Raw genomic sequence first — 20442 nt, forward strand, 5'->3', positions numbered from 1 at the left:
ACAATTGTTTAATTTTCAGCCCGAGGTTCGCTATGAATGTTTACGCCGCACCGGTACGCGATTTGCGCTTTGTGCTTGAAGAGCTGCTAGCGCACCGTTCGCTTAGCCTGCCGGGCTTTGAAGAGGCCACGCCAGACTTGGTCGAGGCGGTACTCGAAGAGGCCGCAAAACTGGCCGGTGACATTTGGGGCCCGCTTAATAAGATTGGTGATCAGCAAGGGGCCAAGCGCCACTCCGATGGCAGTGTGACGACGCCAGAAGGCTTCGCGACGGCTTACCAGGCTTATGTCGAGGGTGGCTGGAACGGTATTGGTGTATCAGAAGCACTAGGTGGTCAGAACCTGCCAGAAGTGGTTGCCAGTGCGGTGCAGGAGATGCTTCACGGTGCCAATATGGCGCTGGGGCTCTGCCCCATGCTGACCGCTGGCGCTATCGAAGCGCTGGCCCATCACGGTAGCGATGCGCTCAAAGCGACCTACTTGCCCAAACTGGTGGAAGGCACCTGGACGGGCACTATGAACCTGACCGAATCCCAAGCGGGCTCGGATCTCTCCCAAGTACGCACTCGCGCGGTACCTGAAAACGACCATTACCGCATCAGCGGCCAGAAGATCTATATCACCTGGGGCGAACACGATGCCGCCGAAAATATTATCCATCTTGTGCTAGCCCGCAAACCCGATGCGCCGGAAGGCAACAAAGGTATTTCCCTGTTTCTGGTACCCAAGTTCCTGATCAATGAAGACGGCTCCTTGGGCGAGCGCAACGACGTCACCTGCGCCTCTATCGAGCACAAACTGGGCATTCATGGCTCGCCCACCTGCACCCTGAGCTTTGGTGAAAACGGCGGGGCGATTGGCTACCTTGTTGGCGAAGAAGGGCGTGGCCTTAATCATATGTTTACCATGATGAACGAGGCGCGTCACAAAGTCGGTATTCAGGGTATTGGCGTGGCCGAACGTGCCTGCCAGCACGCCTTTGCCTATGCGTTGGAGCGTCACCAAGGGCGCTCTCCCAAAACCCGTGGCGGCGCTGAATGCAGTATCAGCGATCATTTAGACGTGCGCCGCATGCTGCTCTCCATGCGCTCACGTACCGATGCACTGCGTGCGCTGGCGCTCTACTGCGCTGCCGAGTTGGATACTGCCCGCCACGCTGAAAGTAACGAAGCCCGCCAAACCGCCCAGGCCCGCGCGGATATTTTGATTCCAGTGATCAAAAGCTTCTCTACCGATCAGGCAGTGGATATCGCCTCCATGGGGATTCAGGTGCACGGTGGGATGGGCTATGTGGAAGAGACCGGAGCAGCGCAGCTACTGCGCGATGCTCGCATTGCGCCTATTTACGAAGGCACCAACGGTATTCAGGCACTCGACTTGGCGGGACGTAAACTCCAGCGTGACAATGGCGAAGCGCTCGCTGCGCTGCTTCACGACGTTTCCGCCACCGTGGAGCAACTCAATGCCGACCCCGCTTTGTCAGCGTTGGGCAGTAGTTTGGCCGCAGGGCTTGAGGATTTGAAAGCTGCCCAGACAATTGTGCAGGAACAAGGCAGTGACCCTGAAATCGGCGCAGATGCGGTGCAGGCTTACGCAACGCCGTTCCTGAACTTGGCGGGCCACGTGCTGTGTGCTTGGCAGATGGGGCTGGCGGCTCTCAGCGCCCATGCTGCCCTTAACAACGGCAGTGATGATCCCTTCTATACTGCCAAGATGCGCAGCGCCGAATTTGCCATCACTCAATGGCTGCCGGTAGGCCGCGCCCAGCGCACGGTGATTGAGGCGGGTATGCAGTGCTTAAGCGATTTTGAGGTTCACTAACGCTAATTTGCAGCTTCACGCCGCCGCCTCTTGAGGCGGCGGCGCTGTTTCTAAGCGATCAAAACAACCATTTTAAACAAACTCTTAAAACGAACGCTTTCAAAAACATCAACAAAAGTCAGGAGCCGACCATGACCGCTATCTTTGAGCAAGGCTTGCCCAAAACTGTTGCCAACCACGTGCCGCTTTCACCGCTGACCTTTATCGAGCGCTCGGCGTCGATCTATCCCGATTACCCGGCGGTGGTACATGGCAGTACGCGACGCACCTGGAGCGAAACTTGGTCGCGCTGCCGCCAGCTTGCCTCGGCGCTCGAAAAGCGGGGCATTCAGCCGGGCCAGACAGTGGCGGCGATGCTGCCCAATATCCCCGCCATGTTTGAAGCACACTTTGGCGTGCCGCTGGCCGGCTGCGTGCTTAATACGCTGAATATTCGCCTGGATGCTGAGGCGATCAGCTATATGCTGGAACATGGCGAGGCCAAAGCCATTCTGGTCGACCCCGAGTTTGCTGAGGTCATCCAGCAAGCGGTTGCCAAGCTACCCCACAAGCCGCTTATCATCGATGTGACCGATGTGGAGTTTCTTGGTGAGACCCCGAGCATTGGGGAAGTGGAGTACGAAGCGCTGCTTCAAGAGGGCGACGCTGACTTTGCCTACCAGCTTCCTGCCGATGAGTGGGATGCGATCTCGCTCAACTATACCTCTGGCACCACCGGCAAACCCAAGGGCGTGGTCTACCACCACCGCGGCGCTTACCTCAATGCGGTGAGCAATATCATGGAGTGGGCGATGCCCCACCACCCGATCTACCTGTGGACGCTGCCGATGTTCCACTGCAACGGCTGGTGCTTCCCATGGACGATTGCCGCCAACGCCGGGGTAAACGTGTGTCTGCGCCGCGTCGATCCTAAAAAGATCATGCAGCTCATTGCCGAAGAGAAGGTCACCCACTTCAGCGGGGCGCCGATTATTCTTAATGGCCTCGTGAACCTGCCTGCGGAAGATAAGCATCAGTTCGATCATCCGGTCAAAGTCACCACCGCCGGTGCCGCGCCGCCTGCCTCGGTGATCGCCGGGGTGGAGAAGCTGGGCATTGAGGTAACCCACGTTTATGGCCTGACGGAAGTGTACGGCCCGGTGACCGTGTGCGCCTGGCGGGAAGCGTGGGATGAATTGCCGCTGGAAGCGCGGGCCAAAATCAAAGCCCGCCAGGGGGTGCGCTACCACATGCTCGAAGCACTGTGCGTGGCTGATCCGCTCACCATGGAGCCGGTACCCAAGGATGGCCAAACCATGGGTGAAATACTGATGCGTGGCAACAACGTCATGAAGGGCTATTTAAAGAACCCGGAGGCCACCGAGCAAGCGCTGAAGGGCGGCTGGTACCACACCGGCGATTTGGCGGTGTGGCATCCGGATGGCTATATCGAGATCAAAGACCGCTCGAAAGACATCATTATATCCGGTGGAGAGAACATCTCGACCATTGAAGTAGAAGACGCCATTTACGGCCATCCTGCGGTCGAAGAGGCGGCGGTAGTGGCCAAACCTGATGAGAAGTGGGGGGAGACGCCCTGTGCGTTTGTGAAGCTCAAAGTCGGTTACGGTGAAGTGACCGAGGCCGATATTATCGCCCACTGTCGCGAACATTTGGCGGGCTACAAAGTCCCCAAAACGGTTATTTTCAGCGAGCTACCTAAAACCTCGACAGGCAAGATCCAAAAGTTCGTACTGCGTGAAGAAGCTAAAAACCATTGATAACCCTAGTGTAGCGATAATCGATAGAGGAGAGAGTGCATGAGTGACCAACTTGTTGGCGTTGTAGGAGCCGGTACCATGGGGCAGGGGATCGCTCAGGTAGTGGCTGCTAGTGGCTTTAACGTGTGCCTTTACGATGTGGCCGAAGAGCAGCTTGGCCGTGCCAAAACGAACATCGATAAAGGCTTGGGTAAGTTGGTCGCTAAGGAGAAAATCAGCGAATCGGATAAAAGCGCCGCTCTAGCCCGTCTATCTACCACAACCACGCTGAGTGCCCTAGGCGACTGCGCAATTATTATCGAGGCCGCACCCGAACAGCCTGAACTCAAAGAGAAGTTGTTTCGCGATCTAAGCCGCTTGAGCAGCACCGCGATTTTGGCCTCCAACACCTCGTCGCTGTCGCTCACTCGCTTGGCAGCGGTGTGCGATCACCCCGAGCGCGTAGTGGGCATGCACTTCTTTAACCCAGTGCCAGTGCTCAAACTGGTGGAAGTGATTCGTGCCGAACAAACCTCGGACGCTACCGTGGCCGAGATTGAAACCCTAGCTAAAGCGTTGGGTAAAACTGCTGTGCCGGTAGGCGACGCGCCGGGCTTTGCGGTAAATCGCCTGCTGGTGCCCATGATCAATGAGGCAGCGTTTATCGTGCAGGAGGGCACCGCAACGCCGGAAGCGGTTGATAACGCTATGAAACTAGGAGCGGCTCACCCCATGGGGCCGCTGGCACTGGCGGATTTAATCGGGCTGGATGTGTGCCTGGCGATTATGGACGTGCTGCAAGAGGGCTTTGGCGACCCCAAATATCGCCCCTGTCCACTGCTTAAGCGCATGGTCGCAGCGGGCTACCTAGGCCGTAAAAGTGGGCGCGGCTTCTACTCTTACGATTAGCTTGTACTGAAGGGAAGAGTGCGGCGTAAAGAAGTGATTGCCACTCAACCAAGCGTTCGCTAGGGTTGAGTGGTGTTCACTTTAATGTTCCATAACAAATCAAATAAGGAGTCCGCCATGAGCGAAGCAGTCATCGAGAAGGTTGATAACGACGGGATGGTGCGTCTGACCATCAATCGTCCCAAAGCACTGAATGCGTTAAACAGCGAAGTGCTTGCCGCACTGGAAGCGCACTTAGTAGAGCTTGAGGCTCACCCGAACCTGCGCGCCGTGCTGATTACCGGTGCGGGCGAGAAGTCTTTCGTCGCGGGTGCTGATATCACCGAAATGCGTGAAAAAACGCCCGAAGAAGCGCGAGCTTTCGCCAGCCAAGCGCTGCGTACTATTAAACGCCTAGAGACTCTCCCCGTGCCGGTGGTCGCGCTGGTGAACGGGTTTTGCCTTGGCGGCGGCTGCGAATTGGCGCTGGCCTGCGACTGGGCCGTAGCCAGTGACAACGCCGTATTCGGCCAGCCTGAAGTACTGCTGGGCGTCATCCCCGGCTTTGGTGGCACCCAGCGCCTACCACGTCGCGTTGGCCCTGCCATGGCGATTGACCTGGTGACTACCGGGCGCAAAATCGATGCCCAAGAGGCGCTGCGTATCGGCCTAGTCAATCGCGTGATGCCGCAAGCGGAGCTGGAAAGCTACGCTGAAGAGCTCACCAAGCAACTGAAAGGCAACGGCCCGCAATCAGTGCGTGGTGCCAAGCAGGCCGTTCACGATGGTATGGATCAGGATCTGGATAGTGCACTGGCACTGGAAACTAGCTTGTTCGCCTTCTGCTTTGCCGGTGACGAGCAGAAAGAGGGCATGTCAGCCTTTGTTGAAAAGCGTAAACCTAACTTCTAAACCACGCCTCATTCCAGCTTTACTTATTTAGGGGGTGGCGCTTACGTCACCCCCGTTTTATTCTCGAAACCTAACCATTACCTTCAAGAGAATCGCCAATATGCAATGGGCCGCATTCATCCTCGCCGCACTAGGTTTTGCCTATCTTCCTGGGCCTGCAATGCTGTATACCGCAGCGCAAACCCTGGGGCGTGGCCGACGAGCAGGATGGTTAGCGGTCATGGGTGTGCATATGGGCTGCTACGTTCATGTGGTGGCGGCCGCATTGGGCTTGGCGCTGCTGTTTGCAGCGATTCCGCCTGCTTATATCGCCATGAAAATTATCGGTGGGCTTTATTTACTCTGGATGGGACTGAGGCTATGGCAGCAGGGCATTCGTGCCCATAATGATGAGGTGCCGCTGGCAACCACTAAACGCGTGCTTCGCGACAGTTTTTTGGTGGAGGTGCTCAACCCTAAAACCGCGCTTTTCTTTGTCGCGTTTCTGCCTCAATTCGTGCAGCCCGAGAGCGCTATGCCGGTAGCGTGGCAACTGCTCTGGCTAGGTATCGCCACTAATGTGCTGTTCTCATCAGCGGATGTTGTGGTGGTGCTGCTGGCCAGCCCGTTGCGTGAGTGGTTACAAAAATCCCATGGCTCCTCTCGGCTCATTCAGCGCATTGGCGGTGGCGTATTAATGGGATTAGGCGGTAATACACTGGCTCAGGCAGCACGTTAAGGTGGCTGCCTAATTGATCGGCTAATTCGATTTCCCACATAAGGAGCGCTGCATGTTTGATCTCTATATTGCCAACAAGAATTACTCTTCTTGGTCGCTGCGCCCTTGGGTGCTGATGAAAGCGCTGGAGATTCCGTTTAACGAACACCTGATGCCGTTCGAGGGTGGTTTGGGTGCAAGCCATGCCACCTTCATTCGCTTCTCACCTTCAGGTTTGGTGCCCTGCTTGGTGGATGTGACGGATGAAGGCGAGCTGGCGGTGTGGGACTCCCTGGCGATTATCGAGTATCTGGCCGAGCAGCACGCTAATGTTTGGCCGAGTGATAAAACCGCCCGCGCCTGGGCGCGCTCAGCCACAGCAGAGATGCACAGCGGCTTTAGCGCCCTGCGCGACGAGTGTCCAATGAACTGCGGTATGCGGGTGGAATTGAATAGCTTATCGGCCAATCTTAAGGCCGATGTGGCACGCTTGGATGTGCTATGGCAGCAGGGGATTGAGCGCTTTGGCGGGCCGTTTTTAGCGGGTGAGCACTTCTCAGCAGTAGATGCATTTTATGCGCCTGTGGCGTTTCGCGTGCAGACATTCAACCTGCCGATTCATGAAAAATCCCAGGCATATGTCGAGCGCTTGCTAGCGCTGCCAGCAATGCAAGCGTGGTATCAAGCCGCGCTCGAAGAGCCATGGCATGAGCCCATGCACGAGGCCGATACGCTGAAAAACGGCAGCGTAACGGCCGATCACCGCAAAGCTTAACCTGTCAGACTATTCACCAGAGACACCCGGCATCGGGTACACTGACGCAAATTTCGTTTGGACATTTCCATGGCTCTTAGCGCAACGCCCTACAAAGTTGATATCAATCTGACCGATCTGGATCGCGGGGTGTATGAAACGCTGCGCTTTACCGTGGCTCGCCATCCGTCAGAGACCGAAGAGCGCATGACCGCGCGCTTGCTTGCTTATGTGTTGTGGTACAGCGAGACGCTGGCCTTCGGGCGTGGGCTTTCCGATGTAGACGAACCGGCACTGTGGGAGAAAAGCCTAGACGGTCGCCTACTGCACTGGATCGAAGTGGGTTTGCCCGATGCCGAGCGGATTACCTGGTGCTCACGTAGGGCAGAGCGCGTGTCGCTACTTGCTTACGGCCGGGTAGATCAATGGGAGAGTAAAGTGTTGCCCAACGTGGCATCACTGAAAAATGTGCATGTGGCGGGGCTTCCACAAGAGGCCCTAGCGATTATCGCTAAAGACCTGCCTCGGGCGATTAACTGGGCAGTAATGATCAGCGAAGGATCGCTGTTTATTACCGATGAAAACGGCCAACATGAAATCACTCCGCAGTGGCTGCTGCGCGACAGATAGTGATTCAACTAAGTCATTAGCCTACCAACTTTCGTCTAGTCGACTACGCTAATAAATCTAAACAAATGACAGCAGAAGGGATGGCCTACGAGCCAACCTTTGATGTTAGTGACTTAGCTCTTTTCTGTAGAAGACAGTAAAAGTATGCTTGCTATCTTTTTGCACAATTACATACAATCAACAATGTTTGTTGATGTTCTTCAAAAGTGGCCTCAAAACACAGCCCCAAAAAACACTCCCCAGGACAATCTCAAGGAACGAGCAATGAAAGATACCCCCCCTCTACGATGGCAGCTGCTACCGCTAGTGGCTGTAGTAACCCTGCTGTCAACGCTGGCACAAGCCGACGATAGTGTCCTCTCGATTAAGCACGCAAATGATGGCATGGCCAGCAGCGATGATGGCCACTTTACCAGTGGCTTTGAGCTCAATTGGACGTTTCAGCCTGAAGCACAAAGCTGGACGCAACGCTTGGCCACCGCTTTGCCCGACAGCCTTATTGGCAGCGCTGATATGGCAGCTTTTCGTTTGGTGCATCAGATTTATACGCCAAACAATATTGAGCAGCGTGGACTGATTGAAGATGATCGTCCCTACGCTGGGATTGTTTACGGCGGTATCTCACTTTACGAAGACGTGCCCATGGGCAATTGGCGCCAAGCGACTGACCTGCACCTGGATATTGGTTTGGTAGGGCCTTCGTCGCTTGCCGATAGCATTCAACGCGAAGTGCACCGCATCACCGAAAGCGACCGCCCCAGCGGTTGGGATAACCAGCTTGGCGATGAAGCCATCGTCAACGTCGCCATGCGTCGCCAGTGGTGGTATAGCTCCCCTTTGATGGGTAAGCAGTTTGCCCATGGCCCCAGCGTTAGCGCCGCTTTGGGCAACCTTTACACCTATGCAAGCGCCGGGTATAGCGTTCGCTGGGGTGATGAGGCGCCTAGCATTCCTACGCTAACGCCAAGCCCTGGTAGCCGCTACCACATGACCGGTAAAGAGGGGTGGCAGTGGTACCTGTTTGCCAGCGTAGACGGTTACTACATGGCGCAAAACCTGACGCTTGACGGCAATACGTTTAGAAATAGCCACTCGGTTGATCGCAAAGAGTGGGTAGGCGACGTATCAGCAGGGCTGGCGCTGGCCTGGGAAGATTGGCAAGTCACTTACGCGGCAGTTCAGCGCTCACGTGAATTTGACGGCCAGGAAGAGCAGGATAAATTCGGCTCTATCACGCTATCTAAGCGCTTCTAAACGGTTAGGTGAAATGAGGTGAGTAGAAGCGCCCAACGGGAAAGGAGTATTGCTTATGGCTAACAAGTATCCTCACACTCCCGATGGACGCTATTTTGTCGCCAAAAATCGGCTTTGGCGCTGCACTGACCCGCGTTTAGATGAAGACGAAAAGCGAACCCATATCAAAGCATTGATGAAAGCCCGCAGGGCGGTCAGAACAGCCCAGCAGCAAGACGATGAAGACGCGCTGCGCCAAGCCCGCAACGCGGTGCAAAGCGCTAAAGAAGCCCTCGGCGAGCGTGGCCCGGTATGGTGGGATGATGACGCCCCCGATGAAGGCGGTTTGGCGCCCCATAACAGTTCCTATGCCGAGTGGTGGGAGAGTAAACGGCAGCTCCCCTAATTTATATTAATTTATAATTCACGGTTGGGGCTTGCGGTGTTACGCTCTGCCGCTTTCCACGCATACTAAGGGCAACCTGTGAAGATCAAAGCAGACCTCTCCATTTTAGATATCATTGGCCATCTACTTGTCTGGGTGGTGTTGAGTATTATCACGTTTGGCATAGCGTTATTTTTCTTTCCCTATTCGTTTGCGCGGTTTGTCATCAATCGCACATCGCTAGTTGATGCCAGCACTGGCGTCGAGCGAAAAATGGTTTGCGATATCAACCTGTTCAGCAATATCGGCCATATCATCCTATGGATGTTGATTTCGCTGGTCACCTTTGGTTTAGGGTATATTTTCTACTTCTATCGAGTTTGGAATTACGCGTTGAATAACTCGCGGATTGAGTCAGTTTAGTTTTTCTCGTTAAACAGAACTCGGCTTGGAGTATTGATGCTGCACCGGGGCCTACGCTGAGAGTTCAAGCGTAGGCCCTTTTTTGGGTGACTAATTACTCGCTATCAGCCAGCTTATCTTGTGTGCGAAGCTCAAAGTCGCTGGCATCATGACGTTCATGCAACTGCTCGTGCGGCTCGCCAAAAGAGCGGTTGACCATACGGCCACGTTTAACGGCGGGACGTTCATCAATCTCTTCAGTCCAGCGCAGAACGTTCTTGTAGGTATGGGCTTCCAAGAATTCAGCCGCTTCGTAAACGCGATTTTTCACTAGTGCGCCATACCAAGGGTGAATCGCCATATCGGCAATGGTGTACTCATCACCCGCCATAAAGCGGTTTTCCGCCAAGTGGCGGTCAAGCACATCAAGCTGGCGTTTTACTTCCATGGTGTAGCGGTCAATCGGGTACTGATACTTTTCCGGTGCGTAAGCGTAAAAGTGGCCAAAGCCACCGCCTAACATCGGTGCGCTGCCCATTTGCCAGAACAGCCAGGAGAGACACTCGGTGCGTTTCGCCGGGTCGCTGGGTAAGAACTCGCCAAATTTTTCAGCCAAATAGAGCAGGATTGCGCCAGACTCAAACACCCGCTGGGGGGGATTGGTAGAGTGATCCATTAGGGCGGGAATTTTGGAGTTGGGATTCACCTCGACGAAGCCACTGCTGAACTGATCGCCTTCGCCAATTTGGATCAGGTAAGCGTCGTATTCGGCACCAGCTACGCCTTTCTCCAACAGCTCTTCAAGCATCACGGTGACTTTGACACCGTTAGGCGTGGCCAGGGAGTAGAGCTGAAGAGGGTGTTTGCCTACCGGCAGCGCTTTGTCATGGGTAGGGCCTGCAATTGGGCGATTGATATTGGCAAATTTACCGCCGTTGCCAGGTTCCCACTTCCAAACACGCGGGGGTGTATAGGTATTGTCGCTCATTCGTTTCCTCGCTATAAATGGTTTATCGATAATGCTGCGGCTATTATTCGTGGCAGAGGGTGATTAGCCTGATAATAAAGTAGCTCATTTTCTTCAGAGGTGACGGATGCGTGTTATTGGTGTGTTGGGCGGTATGAGCTGGGAGTCGACCCAAGGCTATTACCGAGCCCTAAACGAGGGCGTAAAAGCAGCGCTGGGCGGATTTCATTCGGCTAAGATCGTGCTGGTTAGCGTCGACTTTGCCGACATTGAAGCGCTGCAACAGCAGGGCGATTGGCACGCCGCTGGTGAACAACTGGGCAACGCTGCCCAAAGTGTTGAGCGCGCGGGCGCCGACTGCCTGCTGATTGCCACCAATACCATGCATAAAGTGGCGCCCGCTATTGAGCAGGCGATTACGATTCCGCTACTGCATATTGCTGATGCCACCGCTGAACAGCTTACCGCTGACGGAATCACTCGTGTCGGCCTATTGGGAACGCGCTTTACCATGGAGCAGGACTTTTATATCGGCCGCTTGGAAAAGCAGTTCGGTATTGAGGTCGTGGTGCCCGATCAGTCTGAGCGCGACACTATTCATCGGGTGATCTTTGATGAACTCTGCCAGGGTCGAGTAGAAGATGTATCGCGGCAGCGCTACCTGGCCATCATTGATTCCCTGCATGCCCAAGGAGCCCAGGCGGTGATTTTAGGCTGTACTGAAATCGCTATGCTGGTGAACCAGCGTGATACCACAGTACCTCTTTACGACACCACCGCTCTGCATGCCCAGAGAGCGGTGGCGTGGGCACTAAATGATTAATCTAGGTAACGACGCTTAGACCAGTGTCAGGGTGACATTAATATTGCCACGGGTGGCATTGGAATAGGGGCAGACAACATGGGCTTTCTCGACCAACTGCTGGGCAACGTCTTGCTCAAGGCCGGGCAGACTGATTTTTAGCTCGACTTCGATGCCAAAGCCGGTAGGAATGGCGCCGATACCTACGTGGCCATCAATTTTCGTATCCTGAGGAAGCTTTACTTTCTCCTGGCCAGCGACATGCTTAAGCGCACCTAAAAAGCAGGCCGAGTAGCCAGCAGCAAATAGCTGCTCAGGATTGGTGCCATCACCGCCTGCGCCGCCCAGCTCTTTGGGCGTGCTGAGTTTAACATCCAGCGCGCCATCGGACGATTTGGCCTGGCCTTCACGGCCGCCAGTAGCAGTGGCGTGGGCACGATAAACAACGTTTTCAATAGTGGTCGTCATTCTGTATCTCCTGTCGGTGTTTTCATTATGAATCTGCGCTATTAACTTAGCGCAGCTTTATTTTGCGCGCAATATAAATGGTAAATAAATCTCTATGCCCTGCGCTAGAAAGCGAAGGCTATTGGTTCTTTTGCAGGCTATCACGCAGCCGCACTAAGTCCTCTTTCAGCGTGGTCAGTGCCTCGATCGATTGCTCGCTGGCATGCACCACACAGCTTGGAATATGGCACGCCTGTTCGCGCAACGCTTTGCCTTTTTCAGTGAGATAAAGCTCGACCACGCGTTCGTCTTCGTGGCTGCGTTTGCGATTCAACAACTGATCGGCTTCAAGGCGCTTGAGCAGTGGCGTCAGTGAGCCAGGATCGGTTAGTAGGCGCTTACTCATTGTGCCTACCGTGATGCCATCGTTTTGCCACAGCACTAGCATCGCCAGGTATTGCGGGTAAGTAAGTCCCAGCTTTTTGAGCAAGGGTTTATAAACTTTGGTCATCATCAACGAGGTTGAATAGAGCGCAAAGCAAAGTTGGTGATCGAGCTCTAATTCGCTACAAGATGGTTGCACAAGTATGGTTCCGATCCGAAATACATCGCCTAATGTAGCGCGGGAAGCAGTTAGTGGCTATCCCTAGACGTTGGTCGTAAGTTGGCAGTTTTGTTTTGACACGCACAAGGCGGGTAGCTAGCCTTCGCATACTCAATGTTACCGGTAACAAATTGCCGTTCATTGAATCGGCCATTAACAACATCGCTATTAACGACTCAGCTATTAACAACCCAGTCATTAACAACAATGAGTATTTGGAGACAACGCTATGACCTCTATTTGGCGCAACACGCTGACCTTAGTCGGCGCGACCACCCTGACATTTGGTATGGCCCATGCCCAAAGCCCGGAGCTCTCTGATCCGCCTGAAATTGAAGGCGAGGTAGTCGGCGACCACGGCTCGCATACTTTGCGCATGGGGATCGGCCTGGCGGAAAGCTCTCCGCAGTACCTATCCAGCCAATACTTTGGTGAGATTCTGGAGCAGCGCACCGACGGCCGCATTACGGTTAACGTTTTCCCTAACAGTCAGTTAGGCGACGACGTTCAAATGATGGAAATGCTGCAAACCGGTACGCTGGATATGACCTATCCCTCTAGCTCGGCGACCACTGGTTACGTTGAAGAACTGGCCGCTTTTGATCTGCCCTTCCTGCTACCTAGTCGTGAAGCCGCTGTAGCGGTCATGCAGAGCGATGTTGCCCAGGACATGCTGGACGCCTTTGAAGGCACCGGTCTGAAAGCACTCGCTTTCTCTGAAAATGGCTATCGTCAGCTTTCGAACAGCGCTCGACCGGTGGCTAGTCCTGATGACGTTGCAGGTCTAGATGTGCGCGGTTTAAGCGTTCGTACCATGGAAAACCCGGTACACCTAGCGATTTGGGAAGCCTTAGGTGCCAACCCCACGCCAATGGCCTTTGGTGAGCTGTTCTCCGCCATGGAACAGGGCGTGGTTGATGGTCAGGAAAACCCCTGGAGCACCATCCTGACCTCTAACTTCAACGAAGTGCAGGACTATGGCACTGAAACACGCCACGTCTATACTCCCTTTATCATGATGCTTTCCGAGCGTACTTGGGATCGCATGGCGCCTGAGTATCAAGAGTTGGTGCTGGAAGCCGCTCGCCAGTCCGCTGAATATGAAATTCAGCTGTCTGCTGAGTATGATGACTGGTCTCGGGATCAGCTAGCAGAGCGAGGAATGGAAATTACTCGCCTGGACGACGAGCAGTTAGCCGCGTTCCAAGATGCCGTTCAACCGGTTTATGAAGAGTGGGCGCCGCGTATTGGCGAAGACCTGATCGCCGACATTCAAAAGATCGTTGAAGAGAGCAGCAACTAAACCTTACGTTTAGCGCACCGTTGGGCAGGCCATCGAGCCTGCCCAACGTGTCAGTGCTTCTGGAGCTCCTATGTCACTCTCCTCTACACCCCCAAATACCCCCACGCCGATTGAAGATCCATCGGTGTATCTGGATGACCCCAATCGCAAGTTGCTGGAAATCGATACCGATACCCGCCAAGGCCCTGCACTGTTCCGCTGGCTAACCTTAGGTATGGAGTATCTTATCGGCGTTATTTTAGTGGCGTTGATTGTGTCCGTTTCTTGCAACGTGGTAGGGCGCGCGCTGTTTAATTACTCACTGCCCTGGGCCGATGAGCTGGCGCGCATGCTGTTTATATGGCTGGTGTTTATCGGGGCCGCTGCGGCGTTTTCCCGTTACGAGCACATTGCCGTTGATGCCTTAGTACGGCGCTTGCCGCTGCGCTTGGCACACATGCTCTATTTACTGCAGCACCTAATTATTACCGGCCTAATGGTGGTAATGATTTGGGGTGGCTACCAAGTGCTGTCGCGTTCAAGCGGGCGCTCAGCGATTATGGATGTGCCATTGAGTTTTATCAGCCTTTCTCTGGTGCTGTGTGTCATCTTTATTGCGGTGGTAGCGGTGTGGCGAATGTGGGTCAGCCTTAACGTTATTCGCCACTCTGAGCGGGAGCGCTAATCATGCTATGGATTTTCCTGGCCATTTTATTGGTCTCTATCGTTATTGGGCTGCCCATTGCCTTTGGTTTAGGCGTGGCGGCGCTGGTCATGGCGGTACTCTCAGATATTCCGCTGTCGATTATGATCGAGCAGTCGATTCGTGGGGTGAACAGCTTTCCGCTGCTCGCCATTCCGTTCTTTATTTTAGTCGGTGAGGTGATGAGTAATGGCGGTATTGCTCGTCGCTTGATGGAACTGGCTGGCGCTATGGTCGGCTTTATGCGCGGCGGGCTAGGGCAGGTTGCCATTACCGGTTCGATGTTCTTTGGCGGCATCAGTGGGTCAGCGGTGGCCGATACGGCCGCTACTGGTGCGATGATGATTCCCTCTATGAAAGAGCAGGGCTACACCGCAGCTAATGCTACCGCAATCAATACCGTGTCGTCGGTGATCGGAATTATTATTCCGCCCTCCATCCCGCTGATTCTGTACGGCATCGTCACTGAAACCTCGATTAGCCGCCTGTTTATAGCCGGTATCATTCCAGGGCTGTTGATTGGCTTTGCGCTGATGGTGACCACCTATATTCTTGCCAAAAAGGATGGCGGCGGCGTGCAGCAGTTCCGCTGGGATCGTCTCTGGAAAGCCTTCAAAGATGCTTGGCTTGCACTTGTTCTGCCGGTCATCGTGATTGGCGGTATTATTGGCGGCGTATTTACCGCCACCGAAGCGGCCGTGGCGGCACTGCTTTATGCGCTGGCTATTTCGCTGGTGGTTTACCGTGAGTTCAAGATCAAAGAGCTCGGCGGTATGCTGATTCGCACTGCTCGTTTGACCGGCATGGTGATGATGCTGCTAGCGTTTGCGACGGTTATTGCTTGGTTCCTTACCATCAATATGGTGCCACAAACCCTGGTCAGCCAAGTGCAAGCGATCACTCAAGATCCGTTTATGCTGCTGCTGATTGTGGCGACTTTGCTGCTGTTGGTAGGTTTCGTAATGGACTTAACGCCGGCCATGGTCATCATGGCGCCCATGCTGGCACCGATCGTGACTTCGGTAGGTGTTGATGCCGCTTACTTTGGCGTACTGATGGCGTTTGTATTGGGCATTGGGCTGCTAACCCCGCCGGTAGGTACCTGCCTTTACGTAGGTTGTGGTGTGGGTAAAGTCTCCATGGAGTCGTTAGTCAAAGCCATGCTGCCTTACTATGTGGCGCTCTTAGTCGTGCTGGTAATTCTGATCGCTTTCCCTGGCATCGTGACTTGGCTGCCTGATCTTACCGCCGTGCGCGGCAATTAAGGTTCTTGGTAATGAATAGGAGAGCCGCAGTGAAGACCCACTCGCATCGTATTTTGGTGATGGGCGTGTCCGGCTCCGGAAAGTCGCACATTGGTCACCAGTTGGCGTTGACTCTGGGTGCCACGTTTATCGATGGCGATGACTATCACTCACCCGCCAATGTGGCCAAAATGGCCAGTGGCAAGCCGCTCAACGACGATGATCGGAGTGAGTGGTTGGACACCTTGGCGGCGCTGTTTGCCGAGTATCGGGCAAGGGGTGAGTCACTGGTGATTGCCTGCTCCGGATTAAAAAAGCGCTACCGTGATCGGCTGCGGCAAGGCGACCCAGCGCTGCAGATTCTCTATTTAGAGGGCAGCCGGGAGCTACTGCTTGAACGGCTTGAAACCCGGGCTGGACACTTCTTCAAAGGCGATACCATGTTGGCCAGTCAACTGGCCGACCTGGAACCGCCCAGTGAAGAGGAGGCCTTCAATGCCTCGATTGCCTTATCGCCCCAAGCGATCATTACGCAATTTGCTGCCACGCTACCGACGCCCAGCCGCTCGCCCATTTAAAGGAAGTAAGTTAAAGGAAAAATAAGCATTGGGGTCAGCTTTAGGGAAGACCTCAATGCTTACACCTTGAATAAGGCAGTTACTTTTTGAAGAAAAAACGTCCCACCCTGCAGGATATTGCCGACCACGTAGGGGCTACCAAAATGACGGTAAGCCGCTGCCTGCGTGACCCTGAAACGGTCTCGGAAGGCCTGCGCGAACGCATCTTCTCGATTGCCGAACAGATTGGTTATATTCCCAACCGTGCGCCGGATCTGCTTTCCAGATCGACCAGCCACTCTATCGGGGTGCTGGTACCATCGCTTACCAACCAGGTATTCGCCGATGTTATCCTCGGTATCGAAACGCTGACGGAGCCGGCGGGGTATCACCTGATGCTTTCTCACTATGGCTATAGCCCAGAGCTTGAAGAGCGCAGCCTGGCATCGCTGCTCTCCTATAATGTCGACGGCATCATTCTGTCAGATCGTGACCACACTTCGCGCAGCCTGCGAATGCTGGAAACCGCCGGTATTCCGATTGTAGAAATCATGGACACCCACCGCCCTCCGCTACAGCAGGCGGTGGGCTACGACAACGTTCAAGCTGCCTACGACATGGTCAGCGAGATGATCTTACGGGGTCGACGCCAGGTGATATATCTGGCGGTACGCTTGGATGAGCGTACTCGCCAGCGCGAACAGGGCTATCGCCGCGCCATGGAAGAGCACGGCTTGACGCCCGTTACCCTGCAGAGCGCCCAGCGCTCCTCTTACAGTGTGGGAGCGGCGCTGCTGCAACAGGTGATCACTGACTACTCCACGGCGGATGGTCTGTTCTGCACCAACGATGACGTCGCGGTTGGGGCCTATTTCGAGTGTCAGCGGCGGGGCATTGACGTACCAGGGCAGATGGCGCTGGCGGGCTTCCACGGCCACGATGTAGGCCATGTAATGACACCACGCCTAGCCAGTGTGGTCACCCCCCGTCAGGCCATCGGTGAAGCGGCTGCGGGGGAGCTATTAGCGCGGCTTCGCGGTGAGAAGCAGACCCAAAAAGTGGTTGATTTGGGCTATCGTATTGAAGTGGGGATGACCTTATAAAGCGCGTTATCAAGTAGCCGTTAGCGGCGTAAATGACTAAAGTAGCCTTTTACTTTTGTCGCGAGGCCGTCGTGCAGATTACTCAACTCAATATTTACCCCGTCAAATCGCTAAAAGGCATCAGCGTGACTCAAAGCGAGCTGCAAGAGCACGGGCTAGCCTGGGATCGCCGCTGGATGCTGGTAGACGCGCAGCAGCGTTTTGTGACCCAGCGCCAACTCCCGGCGCTTGCCACCGTTGAGGTCGCGCTGACCGATGAGCACTTGGTGCTGTCGCATCCTAACGTCGAGCCTATGAGCGTACCGCTGGCCGAGCCAGAGGGAAATTTGCGCCTGGTCAGCGTGTGGAATGACCACTGCAAAGCTCTGCCGGAGAGCGATGAAGTATCGCGCTGGTTGGTCGCCGCCCTAGGCGAGCAGGTTCAGGGGTTTAGCATGGTGCGCTTTGCTACCGAGTTTACCCGTGCCGTTGAAGAGGATTTCCTTGATGGCGGGGCGGCGCATACCTACTTTTCCGACGGTTACCCTTTTTTGGTTGCCACTACGGGGTCGTTAGACGCTCTAAATCAAGCGTTAGTGGCAGGCGGGCATGCTCCTGTGCCCATGAACCGCTTTCGGCCCAATATCGTCGTAGAGAGTGACGAGGCGTGGGCGGAAGATCGCTGGGCAACGTTGACTGAGCAAAATGGCACCTTTCAGCTAGCGTTACGTAAGCCCTGTAAGCGCTGCAAAATCACCACCATCGATCAGCATACGGCGGCAGTGCCTGCCCCTGCTGAACCGCTAAAAACCTTGATTGAACTCAATACGCAACCCAACCTTAAAGGCGCGCATTTTGGCCAAAATGCCACGCTGCTTGAAGGCGCAGGCAGCGTTATTCGTGTGGGGGATAGACTGGCGGCGGCGACTCGCGACGCTTAATGCGCAGCAGCTTAGTGGCAATCGCCGTGCCGATAAGGGTTATCACCATACCGGCGATAATCTGAAGGTTGAGCGTTTCGCCAAGCAGCAGATAGCCCCATATCAGCGCGCTCACCGGCACCAGAAAAGTGACCGTTGAGGTGGCAGTAGCGCCCGCGCTGGCGAGTAAGCCAAAGTAGAGCAGAAAAGCCAGCGTGGTGCTAAGCGCAGCCAAGGCCAAGGCATTGCCCCACGCCAGTGGGCTAATGGGTTCGCTTGGCCACAGCAATATGCCGGGAATCATCAGCACCAGCGCCGACATGGCGCTGCTGCCTGCGGCCAGCACACGGGTTGGTAGATGGCCAAGGCGTGTTTTTGAGTAGTTGCCCGCAATACCGTAGCAAAACGTGGCGCCTAAAACGGCCAAAATGAACCAGCCGTCGCCGCCCAGGGCAAAATCGAGCCGATCGGCAGAGAGCACATAAACACCCAGGAGTGCCAAGGCAAGTCCTAGGTACTGCTGGCTCTGTATCGCGGTAGCGAAGAATAGCGCACCAATTAGTGCAGTGAAAATCGGCGTGGTGGCATTAATCAGCGAGGTAAAGCCCGCTTCAAGGCGCGTGGTGGCAAGTGCCAGCAGTGAAAAAGGCAGTACGTGATTGACTACCCCTAAAAACAGCAGCGGCCCCTTATGCTGCCAGATGAGTCTCAGGTAGTGCAGGCTGATCAGCAGCGGCATCAATAGCAGCGCGCCAATGCCCATGCGCACCAGCACTAAAGGCACTGCACCGAATTCGGGGGCGGCCACGCGCATAAAGATAAATGACAGGCCCCATAGCGAAGAGAGCAGTATCAAGCGCAGCGCATCAGCCGACGACATGGCGAGTCCTTAACGTTCAAGAGGTGATCCAGTTAGGTAGCTAACTAGCTTAAGGCCGAATAGAAGGGGATGGAAGTGATTGAAGCACGGGTTCGGCAGAACAGGAGAAAATCAGCTACGCTGGTTAGGTGGTCGAGCGGCAACTGCCGTTAGGCCTTGTCTGATAACATGTCTATGCATAATCGCACACACAAGGAGTTGTTCATGGATCGTAAAGCTAGCGCACGTTGGGAAGGTGGTCTCAAGGATGGTAAAGGCACCGTTTCAACCGAAAGTGGCGTTTTAGATGCCAAGTACTCCTTCAGCAAGCGCTTTGAAGATGAAAAAGGTACCAACCCCGAAGAGCTGATTGGCGCAGCGCACGCCAGCTGTTTCTCAATGGCGCTCTCAATGATTTTGGGCGAGAAAGGCTATACCGCTGACGCCATCGAAACCAGCGCCAAAGTGACTCTTTCCCAAAGCGATGCTGGGTTCAGTATCTCGAAAATTCACCTGGACGTGGAGGCTGAGATCAGTGGCGCTGACGACGCCGCATTCCAGGAAGCAGCGGAAACGGCTAAAGCGAATTGCCCAGTTTCCAAAGTACTTAATGCGGATATTAGCATGACGGCTAAACTGAAGTCCTAAATTTTTTAGACTGTGATTTGCTTATAAGAAGATAGTTTTTTAATAGAGATGGCTCGCGTATAAACAGTGTGCGCGAGCCATTTTGTTGACTAAACTAATTTTAGCCTCTTAGGTGTTTTTTTAAGTTATAGGCATTAAAAAAGCCTTGGCAATTGCCAAGGCTTTTATTTACTGACTGGTGCTTATTTGTTGTCTTCGTCTTCGTTGCGATTGTACTCTTCAGCTGCTTCTAGCGCATCTTCTGACGCATTAACGGTGATGACATAATCATCGTCATCTTCGTTTTTGGTCAGCTCAAGCGAGTCCCATTCAATAGCGACGTTTTTCTCGCCCATACCTAAGAAACCACCAACGCCAACAACAACAGCATTGATCTGGCCGTCTTCACCGATTACCAGATCAGTGATGGTGCCGATATCTTCGTCATCTTCGACGCTGCTTTTGACTTGGTTGCCGGTTAAAGCGTCAGCATGGAAAGTGTTTTCTGGCGTTTCCGTCAGGTAAGTTGCTTCCATGGTGGTGGTACTCTCTTCAGCATTTACACTGCCAGCGGCAAACATAAAGGCCGGAACCATGAGTGTACCTAGAATAGCGGGTTTGATCGTTTTCATTTTGCTTGCTCCTTGCGATTTTATTGGGCTTAACGACTCCGCGTAACAACCCGAATAAATCAATAGTGGCGGTATTGGCTTCGTCTAAAATAAGCGATAGCAACGCCGATACTATTATTCCTAAGTGTGTTAATTACCCTGGTTATTTAATGCACTAGGATAATTGACGCTATCTGGCGCTTCACTGCGCCAAGACGACTATCAGGTTAGTCGCTGTGTTCAAAAATACAACCTTTCAAGTGAAACTTTTAAGTAA

At 54.2% G+C, this 20442-nt stretch carries 23 protein-coding genes; 18 read left to right on the forward strand and 5 right to left on the reverse strand.

The window, feature by feature from the left end; translation table 11 throughout:
• Window positions 1-32: 32 nt before the first annotated feature.
• The 10 genes from YERSI8AC_RS06320 to YERSI8AC_RS06365 all read left to right on the forward strand — a co-directional run bounded on the left by YERSI8AC_RS06320 (window position 33) and on the right by YERSI8AC_RS06365 (window position 9481).
• Window positions 33-1820, forward strand: a complete 1788-nt coding sequence (locus YERSI8AC_RS06320; RefSeq protein ID WP_022520527.1) for an acyl-CoA dehydrogenase — start codon at window positions 33-35, stop codon at window positions 1818-1820.
• Between the two features lie 131 nt (window positions 1821-1951).
• On the forward strand, window positions 1952-3580 hold the full coding sequence (locus YERSI8AC_RS06325; RefSeq protein WP_141439678.1) for an acyl-CoA synthetase: 1629 nt from the start codon (window positions 1952-1954) through the stop codon (window positions 3578-3580).
• 39 nt (window positions 3581-3619) lie between these two features.
• The gene (locus YERSI8AC_RS06330; RefSeq protein WP_022520525.1) at window positions 3620-4468 is read left to right on the forward strand and encodes a 3-hydroxybutyryl-CoA dehydrogenase; all 849 of its coding nucleotides are present in this window, start codon (window positions 3620-3622) and stop codon (window positions 4466-4468) included.
• Window positions 4469-4585: 117 nt separating this feature from the next.
• On the forward strand, window positions 4586-5359 hold the full coding sequence (locus YERSI8AC_RS06335; RefSeq protein ID WP_027959793.1) for an enoyl-CoA hydratase-related protein: 774 nt from the start codon (window positions 4586-4588) through the stop codon (window positions 5357-5359).
• 100 nt (window positions 5360-5459) lie between these two features.
• Window positions 5460-6077 carry a LysE family translocator gene (locus YERSI8AC_RS06340; protein WP_022520523.1) on the forward strand — a complete coding sequence of 206 codons (618 nt, stop codon included), beginning with the start codon at window positions 5460-5462 and terminating at the stop codon, window positions 6075-6077.
• A 52-nt stretch (window positions 6078-6129) separates the two neighbouring features.
• Window positions 6130-6831, forward strand: coding sequence for a glutathione S-transferase family protein (locus YERSI8AC_RS06345; protein ID WP_041157847.1), 702 nt, complete (start codon window positions 6130-6132; stop codon window positions 6829-6831).
• A gap of 69 nt (window positions 6832-6900) precedes the next feature.
• Window positions 6901-7440: a YaeQ family protein gene (locus YERSI8AC_RS06350; RefSeq protein ID WP_041157848.1), complete on the forward strand. Its 540-nt coding sequence runs from the start codon at window positions 6901-6903 to the stop codon at window positions 7438-7440.
• A 264-nt stretch (window positions 7441-7704) separates the two neighbouring features.
• Window positions 7705-8694: a lipid A deacylase LpxR family protein gene (locus tag YERSI8AC_RS06355; protein ID WP_041157849.1), complete on the forward strand. Its 990-nt coding sequence runs from the start codon at window positions 7705-7707 to the stop codon at window positions 8692-8694.
• Between the two features lie 55 nt (window positions 8695-8749).
• Complete coding sequence (locus tag YERSI8AC_RS06360; RefSeq protein WP_022520518.1) at window positions 8750-9079, forward strand: hypothetical protein; 330 nt, start codon at window positions 8750-8752, stop codon at window positions 9077-9079.
• 78 nt (window positions 9080-9157) lie between these two features.
• Window positions 9158-9481 (forward strand): DUF6693 family protein, encoded by a 324-nt coding sequence (locus YERSI8AC_RS06365; protein ID WP_022520517.1) that lies wholly within the window; start codon window positions 9158-9160, stop codon window positions 9479-9481.
• 94 nt (window positions 9482-9575) lie between these two features.
• Here the strand turns inward: YERSI8AC_RS06365 and yghU are convergent, their stop codons facing one another.
• Window positions 9576-10448: a glutathione-dependent disulfide-bond oxidoreductase gene (gene yghU / locus YERSI8AC_RS06370; protein WP_022520516.1), complete on the reverse strand. Its 873-nt coding sequence runs from the start codon at window positions 10446-10448 to the stop codon at window positions 9576-9578.
• 106 nt (window positions 10449-10554) lie between these two features.
• Here yghU and YERSI8AC_RS06375 point away from each other — a divergent pair, with 106 nt between their 5' ends.
• The gene (locus YERSI8AC_RS06375) at window positions 10555-11250 is read left to right on the forward strand and encodes an aspartate/glutamate racemase family protein (protein WP_022520515.1); all 696 of its coding nucleotides are present in this window, start codon (window positions 10555-10557) and stop codon (window positions 11248-11250) included.
• A gap of 15 nt (window positions 11251-11265) precedes the next feature.
• Here YERSI8AC_RS06375 and YERSI8AC_RS06380 read toward each other — a convergent pair whose 3' ends face one another.
• A complete protein-coding gene (locus YERSI8AC_RS06380) occupies window positions 11266-11697 on the reverse strand; it encodes an organic hydroperoxide resistance protein (protein ID WP_022520514.1) in 432 nt (143 codons plus the stop codon).
• A 118-nt stretch (window positions 11698-11815) separates the two neighbouring features.
• A complete protein-coding gene (locus YERSI8AC_RS06385; RefSeq protein ID WP_022520513.1) occupies window positions 11816-12259 on the reverse strand; it encodes a MarR family winged helix-turn-helix transcriptional regulator in 444 nt (147 codons plus the stop codon).
• A 250-nt stretch (window positions 12260-12509) separates the two neighbouring features.
• Between YERSI8AC_RS06385 and YERSI8AC_RS06390 the strand changes: the two genes are divergently transcribed.
• The 6 genes from YERSI8AC_RS06390 to YERSI8AC_RS06415 all read left to right on the forward strand — a co-directional run bounded on the left by YERSI8AC_RS06390 (window position 12510) and on the right by YERSI8AC_RS06415 (window position 18089).
• Complete coding sequence (locus tag YERSI8AC_RS06390; RefSeq protein ID WP_009287266.1) at window positions 12510-13583, forward strand: TRAP transporter substrate-binding protein; 1074 nt, start codon at window positions 12510-12512, stop codon at window positions 13581-13583.
• 70 nt (window positions 13584-13653) lie between these two features.
• A complete protein-coding gene (locus YERSI8AC_RS06395; RefSeq protein ID WP_009287267.1) occupies window positions 13654-14247 on the forward strand; it encodes a TRAP transporter small permease in 594 nt (197 codons plus the stop codon).
• A gap of 2 nt (window positions 14248-14249) precedes the next feature.
• Window positions 14250-15530 (forward strand): TRAP transporter large permease, encoded by a 1281-nt coding sequence (locus YERSI8AC_RS06400; protein WP_009287268.1) that lies wholly within the window; start codon window positions 14250-14252, stop codon window positions 15528-15530.
• Window positions 15531-15559: 29 nt separating this feature from the next.
• Window positions 15560-16087 carry a gluconokinase gene (locus tag YERSI8AC_RS06405; protein WP_022520512.1) on the forward strand — a complete coding sequence of 176 codons (528 nt, stop codon included), beginning with the start codon at window positions 15560-15562 and terminating at the stop codon, window positions 16085-16087.
• Between the two features lie 86 nt (window positions 16088-16173).
• A complete protein-coding gene (gntR, locus tag YERSI8AC_RS06410; protein ID WP_022520511.1) occupies window positions 16174-17169 on the forward strand; it encodes a gluconate operon transcriptional repressor GntR in 996 nt (331 codons plus the stop codon).
• 71 nt (window positions 17170-17240) lie between these two features.
• The gene (locus tag YERSI8AC_RS06415) at window positions 17241-18089 is read left to right on the forward strand and encodes an MOSC domain-containing protein (RefSeq protein WP_041158127.1); all 849 of its coding nucleotides are present in this window, start codon (window positions 17241-17243) and stop codon (window positions 18087-18089) included.
• Here YERSI8AC_RS06415 and YERSI8AC_RS06420 read toward each other — a convergent pair.
• Window positions 18043-18948, reverse strand: a complete 906-nt coding sequence (locus YERSI8AC_RS06420) for a DMT family transporter (protein ID WP_159176346.1) — start codon at window positions 18946-18948, stop codon at window positions 18043-18045. The genes YERSI8AC_RS06415 and YERSI8AC_RS06420 overlap by 47 nt on opposite strands.
• A 204-nt stretch (window positions 18949-19152) precedes the next feature.
• Here YERSI8AC_RS06420 and YERSI8AC_RS06425 point away from each other — a divergent pair, with 204 nt between their 5' ends.
• Window positions 19153-19575, forward strand: coding sequence for an OsmC family protein (locus YERSI8AC_RS06425; protein ID WP_022520508.1), 423 nt, complete (start codon window positions 19153-19155; stop codon window positions 19573-19575).
• 182 nt (window positions 19576-19757) lie between these two features.
• Here YERSI8AC_RS06425 and YERSI8AC_RS06430 read toward each other — a convergent pair whose 3' ends face one another.
• Window positions 19758-20186, reverse strand: a complete 429-nt coding sequence (locus YERSI8AC_RS06430) for a PRC-barrel domain-containing protein (RefSeq protein ID WP_138799955.1) — start codon at window positions 20184-20186, stop codon at window positions 19758-19760.
• Window positions 20187-20442: the final 256 nt, after the last annotated feature.

Origin of the sequence: Halomonas sp. 113 (assembly GCF_904067645.1) — a bacterium.
Lineage (GTDB): Bacteria > Pseudomonadota > Gammaproteobacteria > Pseudomonadales > Halomonadaceae > Vreelandella > Vreelandella titanicae.